The following is an 11,625-nucleotide window of genomic DNA, read 5'->3' as shown; positions in this document are numbered from 1 at the left end:
TTTTTGTTTTTTTTCTTTTTTTAGACCTTGTATTGTGCATGTTTGGCATAAGAAAGGTGTTTTCCCTTACGTGAATCTATGTTATTCTTAGTTTGCGTCATGTGAATTCATCCTTGTCTATTGAGAGTTAGTGGTAACTTCAATATAACATGAAATTCACGTGGCGTTTTTTTTAGTTAGCGGTGGCTAACTTCATTATAAAATCCGCCAAATAAAATAGCTTCATTAACCGATTAAGTTTTAGAAAAAAGTAGTTTAGCTAAAACAGTTCATTATTCTTTTGATTACCAGCTGGCTTTTTTTATACCAGGTATAAGCCCTGCGTGAGCTAAATTTCTGAATGTAATTCGTGATACGCCGAATTTACGCATGTATCCTCTTGGACGACCGTCTACAGCATCACGGTGATGTAAACGAGTAGGTGAAGCATCATGAGGCAGCTTTTGTAAAGCAGCATAATCTCCAGCTGTTTTTAGTTCTTTGCGAAGAGCAGCGTATTTTGCAACGGTTGCTTGTTGGCGTTTGTGTTTTTCGATTTTACTTTTTTTGGCCATAATTAAATTCCTCATTTCATAGTTTATTTATTTAAATCGTAATCATTACGTTTTAAAAGAGAACTTGTTTACTCTAGCATGATTTCCAATTAACGTCAATCAGTTTTAGAAGTTAATGGATTTATTTTTAAAATCAACTTAGAAAAAGTATGAAAAAACAGCGAAGTTATCTGAATTTGATAGGGGAGTTAACCAGTAAAAAGAAGTTGGAATAGAAGATAGGCAACCGGATGATAAATAGTCGGTAGTAGGATGAACGATTAGTTGAATTATGGGGCAAGGAAGTATGTGAAAGTTGCAACAAAAGCACTATTTTATTATCTAACAGACAAAAATACACCCATAAATTAGACTAAAAATCTAATTTACGGGTGTACTCGATTATTTTCATTCTTTACTTTTTTTTACTTCCTGTTTGATTTCTTTTTCAAATAGGCAGACAAATCTATCACGCAGTTTGTTAGAAGTTTTATTTTTATTGAAAACAAGATAAAACGGTTGTGCATAAGAAAAGTCGGTTAATGGAATCTCGATGAGCGTTTCTTTTGCAAGATCATCTGCAACAGAAATGCGATAAAGAAAGCTGATTCCTTCGTTCTTTTTAACTAATTCTTTGATTAAATAAATGTTGCCGATAATCGTACGTTCAGAAAACTGCTCTAATGAAATACTTCGATCAAGAAGAGCCTCCTCTAATGCACCAAAAATTCCAGCTCCTTTTTCGCGCAGCAGCAGTCTTTCAGACTCTAAATCAGAAAAAGTGACTTCTTTCATTTTAGCGATTGGGTTCTCTGGTGAACAGATAGCTACAATCGAATCTTCAAGAAAAATTTTAGTATCGTAGCGGCTTTTGTCAAAGGGGCCAGAGATAAAGGCGACATCTAATTTCCCTTGATCAAGCAATTGGATCAGGTTGCTGGTATTGTCGATAACAAGATCGATTTCAGCAGTTGTTTCAGTTAGGGTGAACTCTTGCAACTTATCTGCAATGAAATACTCGCCAATCGTACGGCTAGCACCGACTAAAAGCGTTTTTTGAATCGTTTCTCTCGCTAACTCAGCTTTTATACAGCTTATTTCTTTGTTGATCGCATCAATTTTTTTCTTTAGGTAATGACCTTTTTCAGTCAGGGTCAAGTTGCGGTTCTTATAGAAGACAAGTTCGGTTTCTAGGTGAGCTTCTAAGTATTGAATATGCTTGGTTACCGCGGGTTGAGTCAGATTTAGCAGCTTTGCCGTTTTAGTGTAGTTTAAAGTATCAGCTAAAACAGTAAACGTTTTATATCTATAATCAATTATAGTTAACGATCCTCTCTGCTAGGCAATGGAAGCTCAATAAATAGAAATGAGAATAAGTGAGCAAACTATTCCTTTTAATGATACTAGTATAACATTTCGTTATTTCCATAACAACAGCAAAGAAGGTATACTCATTTATAGATAAACAAGTGAAAAAATACACAAGGAGTGAGCGATTTGCAAGAAGTAGTAGAAAAAAATGCGGTCCAGTCGTTTGATAAGAAACAACCGATTGTAGGACTAATTCTGATAGCGCTATTATTTATGTTTGGTATGTATGTGAAATCATTCAATGCAGTGCTGCCTATTCAATTGGCAGCTGGTGTTTTATTAGGGTTTGTCTTATCAAGAGCTCGCTTTGGCTTTGCAGGTGGAGTAAAACGAATCTACGTAAGAGGTGAAGGCAGTTTAACGAAAGCGCTTCTATTGATGCTGGTCGTTACGATGTTCTTGTTTTTAGGGATCCAATGGTTCGCAGCTCAAAATGGTGCTGTCCCAGCTTTCTTGGCTTCAGAAGGACAAGCAATCATTCCAGGGACACAAAATGTGCAATTCACAAATATAGCCGTAATTCTCGGAGGCTTTATGTTTGGAATGGGTATGATCTTAGCTGGCGGATGTGCTTCTGGCTCATTGACAGACGTGGGTGAAGGTGAAGGACGCGCAATAGTTGCTCTTCTTTTCTTCGTATTAGGCTCTGCACCAGGCGAATGGGCTCGTTATGCTATTGATGAAACAAGTATCGGAAAAATCGGATTGCAAATGTACTTACCGCAATTATTCGGTTTTCTTGGAGCATTCCTTATTTCTCTGTTAGCGGTCGGTATAGTCTATTGGATCGTAGTTCGTTATGAGAACAAACGAAAAGCAGAAGGTACCTATATGGATCCTGAAGGAGACTGGGAAGATTTTGAAAAGCCTTTAGCAGATTCAGAAAAAGCACCATTCTTCAGTTTTCAAACGTACCACAAATTATTTGTTGAACGTCTTAGCTTCAGAACAGGCGCACTACTGATTGCTGTTATCTGTGCGTTTATACTTATCACAACAGGCAAAGCTTGGGGTGTTACAAGCGCATTTGCAATATGGGATGTAGCTTTGCTTCAGTCGTTGGGAATTAAATTTAGTTCTCCAGCATTTACAAGTATTGTTGAAAAAGCAAATGGTGGATTATTGCAAGACGGCGGAACAATACGCAATATAGGTTTAATAGTAGGTGGAACAGTAGCATTTCTGTTAGCTGGTAGAATGTCATTTAAATTTAAATTAAATAAAAAAGATCTTTTAATTTTTGCATTAGGCGGTTTGATGATGGGATTTGGCGCACGTTTTGCTAAGGGATGTAACGCGGGTGCACTTTATTCAGCAATGAGTACATTCTCTGTCTCTGGTTGGGTCTTCTTGATCGCCATGACATTAGGCGGACTATCAGCCTTGAAAATATTTGCTGGAAAAGCAAGTACTGTCCCACCAATTAAAAATAAGTAATAATTGTTATTTAAAAAAGCTATCAAAAATTGAATTATAGGGGGAAATTTATTATGAGTAAAAGAATATTGATTGTCGGCGGCGTTGCTGGAGGAGCTTCAGTAGCAGCAAGAGTACGTAGACTTGATGAGACAGCAGAAATAATTATGTTTGAGAAAGGACCTCACGTTTCTTTTTCTAACTGTTCATTACCGTTTCACTTAAGCGGAATCGTAGAAGATGCAGATGACTTAGTTTTGATGAAACCTGAAGGATTTGCAAGCCAATACAAAATAGACGCACGTGTTCATCATGAAGTTTTGTCTATCAATAAAACTGAACAAACAATTTTGGTTAAAAATTTACAAACAGGTGAAGAAACAACTGAGCACTATGATGAGTTGGTTCTATCTCCTGGAGCAAATCCAATTTTACCAAGAAGTATCAAAGGAATCGACAAAAAACACGTCTTTACAGTACGTAATGTTACAGATATTGACAGAATCAAAAAATACATCGATAACAATAAAATTGAAGATGTAGCTGTTGTCGGTGGCGGATTTATCGGGCTTGAAGTAGCGGAAAACTTAAGAATTGACAAGAAAAACGTAACTATGGTCGAAGCTGCTGATCAAATCATGGCTCCATTTGATTATGATATGGTTCAACTTTTACACAAAGAGATTATTGATAACGGCATCGAATTGTATGTTGAAGATGGAGCTGCTGAGATTACGGATGAAAAACTTATCTTACAATCGGGTAGAGAAATTAAAGCTGGTGCGGTTATTGTAGCAATCGGAGTTCTAGCTGAAACAAAATTGGCTAAAGCAGCAGAACTTGAAATTGGGACTACCGGTGGTATAAAGGTTAATCAACATTACCAAACTTCAGCACCCCATATTTATGCAGTCGGAGATGTTATTGAAGTAACAAGCCTTATTACTATGAAACCAACTCGTTTAACTTTGGCAGGACCTGCTCAACGTCAAGCGCGTGCAGCAGCTGATAATATGTACAATAAAACCTATCGCAATAAAGGTGTTATCGGTTCGTCTGTTGTTCAATGTTTTAATCTGAATGCAGCAGCAACAGGCTTGAGCGAAAAACAATGTAAAAAAGAAGGAATTGACTACTTAACTTCTTATGTCATTCCAAAAGACATGGTTAGCTTGATGCCAGAGGCTAAACCATTATTCTTCAAATTGGTTTTTGCTAATCCTTCAGGACGCATCCTGGGAGCACAAGCAATCGGTGAAGGAAATGTTGACAAACGAATAGACGTTATTGCGACCATGATCACAATGAGCGGGGACTTAGAAGACTTGAAAGAGTTGGAATTATGTTACTCACCTATGTATGGTACTGCAAAAGATGTTGTTAATATGGCAGCATTAGTAGGGCTAAATGTTTTGAACGGCGACTTTAAGCAAGTTCCAGTAACATCAGTCAGATCATTAGTTGAAAATAACGCCTTTATTATCGATGCACGTAACGAACATGAATATGCAGCAGGCCATTTAAATAATGCCATAAACATTCCTTTATGCCAATTCCGTGATCGATTGAATGAGATACCAAAAGACCAACCGGTTTATATTCATTGTTTATCAAGCCAACGTAGCTACAATATGGTGAAAGCACTGAATTTGATGGGATATGAAAATATTTACAACATAATGGGCTCATTCATGGGAATCAGCATGTATGAATATTACAATGATAAAGTTCATGATCGTGCACCTATTATGACCAATTATAGTTTTGATCGTCTATAAAAAGTGGTGCTTCTTTTCTGAATAAGATATGATAGATAAGAGGACTGGATCTCAGTTCTCTTATTCTGTTTTTTAAAGTAATGAAAAAGATTTAAAAAACAACTACAAAATAATAAAAGTTGGGTAATGATGAAAAAAACAAAAAGAAAAGAAAATCTTCGTATTTATACGTACGCTACATGGGGCATCATTTTATTTTCATGGTTTTTGACTACTGAACTTGGATTGGTATCTTCTCGATTGGTTCCTTCACCAGGTAATGTGATTCAGACATTCATTGAGATAATGAATAACGGATACAATGGCACACCACTTTGGTCCCATATAGGAATCAGTTTGTACCGTTTATTTATCTCTTCTTTCTTAGCGATCCTTACGGCTATTCCGTTAGGGTTGATGAGTGGATATTTTAAACGTTTCCGTGCGGTCATCGATTCAGTGGTCCAATTTTATCGTCCATTACCACCGTTAGCTTACTATACATTCTTGATATTATGGCTAGGGATAGATGAGTCGTCTAAAATCACTTTGCTATACTTAGCTGCTTTTGCACCTATCTATCTTTCGTGCGTTTCGGCTGTAGCCAATATCAATCCCAACTATCTGTTGAGTGCAGAATCGCTTGGGGCATCTAAAAAAGATGTTTTTTTCACAGTTGTTTTACCAGCAAGCTTACCTGAAGTGTTTACAGGATTAAGAACAGCGATCGGTATTGCCTATACAACTCTTGTTTCTGCAGAAATGGTTGCTGCCACCTCAGGTGTGGGTTGGATGGTAATTGATGCTTCCCGCTACTTGAAGAGTGATGTGATGTTTATCGGGATCATCATCATGGGAGTCACCGGTGTCTTATTGGATTGGTGCTTAAGAAACTTAGAAAATAAATTAGTCTTTTGGAAAGGAAAACAATAACATGAATCGAATCAAAAAAAGTAATACATTACGCTCATTAATACTAGCAGCTGGTTTTGTCCTTTTACTAACAGGCTGCGGCTCTGCGAAGGAAAGCACAGCTGATGGACTACCAAAAGAAGTGAAAATCGGGATCATTCGTGTGCCAAACGATAAAGCAGTAGCCATGTCAGAAGGCTATTTTGAACAATACTTCGAAGACAAAGGGATCGAAACCAAATTTTTGTTTTTTGATTCGGGGGTAGCGGCTAATCAAGCTTTCTCATCAGGAAGCATTGATTTTGCTGAGATGGGCTATACAAATTCAGTAGTTGCATTATCAACTGGAATTCCGGTTGAAATGATTTGGATCCACGAAATATTAGGGTCGAATGAAGCTCTAGTTGCACAAAAAGATTCTGGTATCAAGACTGTTGAAGATCTAGTAGGCAAGAAAGTTGCGACACCTTTCAGTTCAACTTCTCATTACAGTCTGTTGAAAGCTACGCAAGACGCAGGCATCGAGGAAGACGTTCAGTTTCTCGATATGCAAACGAGTGATATTGTTGCCGCTTGGGAAAGAGGCGACATCGACGCAGCATATACATGGGAACCAACACTATCTGAATTGAAAAAAGATGGTACTGTAATAATTGATAGCAAAGAGCTAGCTGATAAAGGGTACATGACAGCAAATATTGATTTAGTGCATAAGGATTTTGCTGAAAAATATCCTGAATTAGTCTCTGATTATACGCGTGCACTAGATGAAGCTGTTCGTTTCTATAATGAAGATCCCGAAGCAGCAGCAAAAGCAGCAGCAAAACAATTAGATATCACAGTTGAAGAAGCAGCTATGCAAATGCAAGCGAGCAAGTGGCTGACCAGTGAAGAACAAGTATCTGCTCCTTATTTAGGAACAAATAAAACCCCTGGTGAATTTTCCCAAGTCTTTTTGGACACCGCTAAATTCCTGGAAGAGCAGAATTCGATTGGCGAAGTTCCAGATAAAGAAGCCATTGACGCATTTATCGAAACTAAATATATCGAAGATACATTAACGGAACAAGAATAGAACGGAGCGAAATAAAAAATGACACAGACAACTAACGATGAGCCAGTAGTTGAGCTGGAACACGTCAATTATGAATATGCGACGAAGAATGCTGTCGTCCATGCTATAAAAGATATAGACTTGACGATCTACCAAGGAGAGTTTGTTTGTTTGGTAGGTCCTTCCGGTTGTGGGAAGAGTACGTTGTTAAAAACTATTGCGGGTTATCTTGAGCCAACAAGTGGAGAAAGCCGAATGGAGAATGAACCAATCAAAGGACCTCATTGGAAGAGAGGTGTCGTGTTTCAGTCACCAACCTTATACCCTTGGCTGAATGTTCGGCAGAACATCGAGTACGGGCCACGCACTCGGAAGAAGAGTAAAAAAGAGATCAAAGAGACTAGTGATTATTACTTAGACCAAATTGAGTTGAGTGATTTTGCTGGTCATTATCCCTTTGAATTATCTGGCGGGATGAAGCAACGAGTTTCTCTAGCTAGAGTACTTGCAAATAAACCAAAATTGGTTTTAATGGATGAGCCATTTAGTGCATTAGATGCGATCACTAGAGTGAAAATGCAAGATTTTTTACGAATATTATGGAAAAGAAACAAGCAAACGATTTTACTGATTACGCATGATATCGAAGAAGCTTTATCTTTAGGGACAAAAGTAGTCGTTATGACTAAAAATCCTGGGAAAATTCAAAGTATCTTCTCTGTTCCTTATTCAGAAAAAATCTTATCCGATGAAACCTATCATATCGAAGAAGATAGTGAGTTTATGAAACAAAAGTATACGATCCTAAAAGAGATATCGTAAAAGCATGCCCTATAAAAGTTGAGAGCCGCATTAAGGGGTTTTCTGCTTTTTTAGTTTGCTTATTCCATAAAATTAGCTTGTGGTATGAAAAAAGTTAGGGGATACTAAAGATGATTCATTCAAAGACAAACACTTTTCTTTCTTTTTACTTTTATACAATAGTATAATTGCAAGTGACTATAGTAATGGATTCAAGTTGGTTATTAAGTGATTTTATTATTAAAATGTACAGATTTTAGAACAAATGATTTTAATCATTTAGGAGAGATAAATTGGTAGCAGTTATGTGGTTTAGAAGAGATTTGAGAGTGGAAGATAACACTGCACTTAAACATGCATTAGAAGAATGCGATTCATTGATTTTATTATTTCATGTCAACTCAGAACAATTGTTAAATGAGACCTCAAAAAATGAGGCTGCTTTTTTTAAAAGTGTGGAAACATTTAGAAAAACACTAGACGATCGTGGTGTGACACTCCATCTGGCATTTGGGGATCTAACGGATTGTTTCACGAAACTAAAGAAAAAATTTCCAGAGTGGACGGATATATATGTAAATAGGGACGAAAATGGTTATGGATTGAAACGAGATATACTTGCGGATAGTATTTTATATGACCTAGGTATTAGGACCCATGCTTTTCATGATCATTATCTCCATTCGGCTCATGAAGTAAAAACAAATACCCAGACTTCTTATAAGGTTTTTACACCTTACTTTAATAAATGGAAAGAGTATTCCAAATCAAGTATGATCAAAGTCGATTTTGATGAAAAGAAACTAGTTACTAGTTCTTTATTCAAAGAAGACAAGTTAAGGTTTGAATCGTTTATAGAAAAACACCCTCGTATGACAACTATTAAAACTGGAAGTGCTGCTGCGAAGGAATGTTTAGATAGATTCGTGGAAAATAACTTACAGAAATACGATGAAGCAAGAGATTATCCATCTCAAGATGCAACAAGCCATTTGTCTCACCATTTAAGAACAGGTGAAATTTCAATTCGAACCGTTTATGACCGTGTTAGTCAGGCTGAAGATTCTCAAGACAAGGAAACATTTATAAAAGAACTTGCATGGAGAGACTTTTATAATATGATCTATACCTCTTATCCTAATCAAAAAAATGAAGCGATCAATCCTGAGTTCGGTTATATTTCATGGTACAATAATGAAGAAGCCTTTGATTGCTGGAAAGAAGGCAAAACGGGTTTTCCGATTATTGATGCAGCTATGAGGCAATTAAAAGAGACCGGTTGGATCCATAATCGCTTACGTATGATAACAGCTTCTTTTCTAACGAAAGACTTATTGATCGATTGGAGATGGGGGGAACGTCATTTCCAAGAGCATCTTATTGATTATGACAGTGCTAATAACATTGGCGGCTGGCAGTGGGCGTCCTCGACTGGCGCTGATAGCGCTCCTTATTTTAGGATTTTCAACCCTACTACACAGTCAGAACGCTTTGATAAAGAAGGTTTGTATATAAAACAATACGTTCCTGAACTACGTGGAATCGACAATAAAAAAATACATGATCCTTCAAAGCTATCAGTTGCTGAACAGGACAGTTTTGGTGTGATCATTGGTAGTGATTACCCAGCGCCTATTGTTTCGCATAAAGATAGACGGAAAATGGCAATTGAATTATATGAACTAAGTAAAGAAGTCTATCGATCAAACGCTAAATAAGCAGTGCTAACCGCTTCTTTTATCATATGAAAAGAAAATAAAAACTTCTGAAAAAGACAGATTCATTTCTGTTTTGATTAGAAGTTTTTTTGACTAGTTTTTTTAAAAAAATAGATCTAGTTCTATAAGATGAATTTAACACAGAACGCTATTAATAGACGACTTCACATAATCAGTCAAATGCATCGTTTTCTCTTATTTTTAATGCGTTTTGTTTTGGACAATGCCTTTTGTGTTATATGATGTCTATAGAAATACCTATCCGATACGTAGAAAAATAGAGAAACAAAAATTGAAAGGAGCACGAATAAAATGAAAGCATCAAAATTAATCGATATGAGTAAAGAACAGGCACATGACGCGTTTGATATGGCTAAAGATTACTTTCCATCGACACATGAGTTAGCTAAATCAAAGAGGAAAACAGATGATAAGCTCGCTAAGGTAGTCACTAATGCAATGCCAGAAAAAACGAAACGGATGAGACTAGCGAAGCTAATTATTTTACCTATAGCAGGTGCGTTAGCTGGATTATTGTTTGCACCAAAATCAGGGAAAGAATTACGGACAGATATAAAAGATAAACTCACTGAAGCAAAAGATATTAGTATGGAAAAAGGGCAAGATTTGAAAGAAAAGGGCGTAGAAAAAGCCCAAGACTTGAAAGAAGACTACATGGACAAAGTTGATATGGAAGATGAAGCTGATTATTTCTATGAAACAGAATCAGAGCGCGGAAATGTTCATGGTACGCCAGCAGAACCAACTGAAGATCAAACTATTCCGGCTGATAAGTTGGATGAAACATTAGATGATTTAGGCTATGCTTCTGAAGAAGAATTATTAGAAGAAGAAAAATAATTAAATTAAAAAGACCATCCCTTTCTGTCATATAATAATGACAAAAAAGGATGGTTCTTTTTTTAAAATAGACTCTAAAAATTAGTTAGTTTACTTTGATCACGATTTTCCCTCTAGTATGACCGGTCTCAATCTGCTCATGTGCCTTTCGAAGGTCTTCTTGTGTGAAGGTATATGTTTGAGTGACTATCGGTTTAATGGCTTCATAAGCTAGTAATTGGGCTAATTTTTGCAAACGTTCACCAGTAGGAGACATACTAAAATAAGTCCCAGTGATGTCCAGAGAAGCAGCTTTTTCTTGGTCAGGTTCTTGAACTAAAGAAATCAAGCGGCCGCCCTTTTTGAGCACAGAAAAACTTTTTTCTTGTGTTTTTCCGCCAATTGGGTCGAGGACTAAGTCAAAATCAGTTAGTACGTGTTCAAAATCTTCATTTCTATAATCAATAAAACGGTCTACACCTAAAGAAGTTAAAAATTCTTGGTTTTTTTCACTCGCAGTTGCTGCTACATAGGCATTGAAGTGTTTGGCAATCTGAATCGCTAATGATCCCACTCCGCCTGCGCCTGCATGGATCAAAACTTTTTCTCCAGCTTGTAATTGTCCTTGCTCCACTAAAGCTTCCCAGGCGGTTTGGCCGGTCAAAGGAATAGAAGCAGCCTCTTCAAATGAAAGATTGTCGGGGATTTTTGCTGTAACTTCAGCTCGTGCTTTAGTAAATTCAGCATAGGTCCTAGCCGCGTTTGCAAAAACACGATCACCAGGTTTTAAATCGGGTACCTTTGCGCCGACTTCGCTGATAATTCCTGCGACATCTCCGCCAAGAACAAGAGGCAACTTGCCGCCCATTTTCCCACTGCGTCTTTTCCAATCTATGGCATTGATAGAAAAGGCATGGACTTCAATCAGTACTTGATGTTCCTTGATCGAAGGTTTAGCCATTTCTACCTCCTTTAATTGCTCGGCTGAACCAAATGCTTCAATTGCGATTGCTTTCATACAAAAATTCCTCCCTCGTTGTGTGTAAGTTACTGCAACTGTAGCATTACGAAAGACCGTCCGCAACTAATCGAATCGTTACGTCTGTGTCAAGTTTTTCTCGGTCGTCCTATTATCCTGCTAGTTTAGGCGTTCTACTTTTGTACACTCGTCTACTACCGCACGGCTTCGCCGTTTGCTGGCCCATCCGTTTAGAGAAGGTTCC

10 protein-coding genes are annotated in these 11,625 nt (G+C 37.3%); 7 read left to right on the top strand and 3 right to left on the bottom strand.

Annotated elements, in window-relative coordinates; genetic code table 11:
- Positions 1–284 precede the first annotated feature (284 nt).
- Together rpsN and J7E16_RS08815 are read right to left on the bottom strand one after the other, a co-directional pair.
- Entirely contained in the window at positions 285–554 is a 270-nt protein-coding gene (rpsN, locus tag J7E16_RS08820; protein ID WP_214890925.1) for a 30S ribosomal protein S14, read from the bottom strand.
- Between the two features lie 387 nt (positions 555–941).
- Positions 942–1,850, bottom strand: coding sequence for a LysR family transcriptional regulator (locus tag J7E16_RS08815; RefSeq protein WP_353049880.1), 909 nt, complete (start codon positions 1,848–1,850; stop codon positions 942–944).
- A 180-nt stretch (positions 1,851–2,030) separates the two neighbouring features.
- Here J7E16_RS08815 and J7E16_RS08805 point away from each other — a divergent pair, with 180 nt between their 5' ends.
- The 7 genes from J7E16_RS08805 to J7E16_RS08775 all read left to right on the top strand — a co-directional run bounded on the left by J7E16_RS08805 (position 2,031) and on the right by J7E16_RS08775 (position 10,423).
- Positions 2,031–3,341, top strand: a complete 1,311-nt coding sequence (locus J7E16_RS08805) for a YeeE/YedE family protein (RefSeq protein WP_214890922.1) — start codon at positions 2,031–2,033, stop codon at positions 3,339–3,341.
- Between the two features lie 53 nt (positions 3,342–3,394).
- Positions 3,395–5,098 carry an FAD-dependent oxidoreductase gene (locus J7E16_RS08800; protein WP_214890920.1) on the top strand — a complete coding sequence of 568 codons (1,704 nt, stop codon included), beginning with the start codon at positions 3,395–3,397 and terminating at the stop codon, positions 5,096–5,098.
- 126 nt (positions 5,099–5,224) lie between these two features.
- Positions 5,225–6,010 carry an ABC transporter permease gene (locus tag J7E16_RS08795; protein ID WP_251006141.1) on the top strand — a complete coding sequence of 262 codons (786 nt, stop codon included), beginning with the start codon at positions 5,225–5,227 and terminating at the stop codon, positions 6,008–6,010.
- A gap of 1 nt (position 6,011) precedes the next feature.
- Positions 6,012–7,064, top strand: a complete 1,053-nt coding sequence (locus J7E16_RS08790) for a taurine ABC transporter substrate-binding protein (protein ID WP_214890918.1) — start codon at positions 6,012–6,014, stop codon at positions 7,062–7,064.
- Between the two features lie 18 nt (positions 7,065–7,082).
- Complete coding sequence (locus J7E16_RS08785) at positions 7,083–7,865, top strand: ABC transporter ATP-binding protein (protein ID WP_214890917.1); 783 nt, start codon at positions 7,083–7,085, stop codon at positions 7,863–7,865.
- A 272-nt stretch (positions 7,866–8,137) separates the two neighbouring features.
- On the top strand, positions 8,138–9,562 hold the full coding sequence (locus J7E16_RS08780) for a cryptochrome/photolyase family protein (protein WP_214890915.1): 1,425 nt from the start codon (positions 8,138–8,140) through the stop codon (positions 9,560–9,562).
- 312 nt (positions 9,563–9,874) lie between these two features.
- Entirely contained in the window at positions 9,875–10,423 is a 549-nt protein-coding gene (locus J7E16_RS08775) for a YtxH domain-containing protein (protein WP_214890913.1), read from the top strand.
- 85 nt (positions 10,424–10,508) lie between these two features.
- Here the strand turns inward: J7E16_RS08775 and J7E16_RS08770 are convergent, their stop codons facing one another.
- On the bottom strand, positions 10,509–11,420 hold the full coding sequence (locus tag J7E16_RS08770; protein WP_214890911.1) for an NADP-dependent oxidoreductase: 912 nt from the start codon (positions 11,418–11,420) through the stop codon (positions 10,509–10,511).
- Between the last annotated feature and the right edge of the window lie 205 nt (positions 11,421–11,625).

This window comes from Carnobacterium sp. ISL-102 (assembly GCF_018612935.1).
Taxonomy (GTDB): domain Bacteria; phylum Bacillota; class Bacilli; order Lactobacillales; family Carnobacteriaceae; genus Carnobacterium_B; species Carnobacterium_B alterfunditum.
This window is presented reverse-complemented; position numbering and strand designations above follow the sequence as displayed.

Excerpts from the sequence above, each read along its gene's own strand:
- J7E16_RS08790 (WP_214890918.1), top strand. The coding sequence starts at position 6,012 with ATGAATCGAATCAAAAAAAGTAATACATTACGCTCATTAATACTAGCA.
- J7E16_RS08770 (WP_214890911.1), bottom strand. The coding sequence starts at position 11,420 with ATGAAAGCAATCGCAATTGAAGCATTTGGTTCAGCCGAGCAATTAAAG.
- rpsN (WP_214890925.1), bottom strand. The coding sequence starts at position 554 with ATGGCCAAAAAAAGTAAAATCGAAAAACACAAACGCCAACAAGCAACC.
- J7E16_RS08800 (WP_214890920.1), top strand. The coding sequence starts at position 3,395 with ATGAGTAAAAGAATATTGATTGTCGGCGGCGTTGCTGGAGGAGCTTCA.
- J7E16_RS08795 (WP_251006141.1), top strand. The coding sequence starts at position 5,225 with ATGATGAAAAAAACAAAAAGAAAAGAAAATCTTCGTATTTATACGTAC.
- J7E16_RS08785 (WP_214890917.1), top strand. The coding sequence starts at position 7,083 with ATGACACAGACAACTAACGATGAGCCAGTAGTTGAGCTGGAACACGTC.
- J7E16_RS08775 (WP_214890913.1), top strand. The coding sequence starts at position 9,875 with ATGAAAGCATCAAAATTAATCGATATGAGTAAAGAACAGGCACATGAC.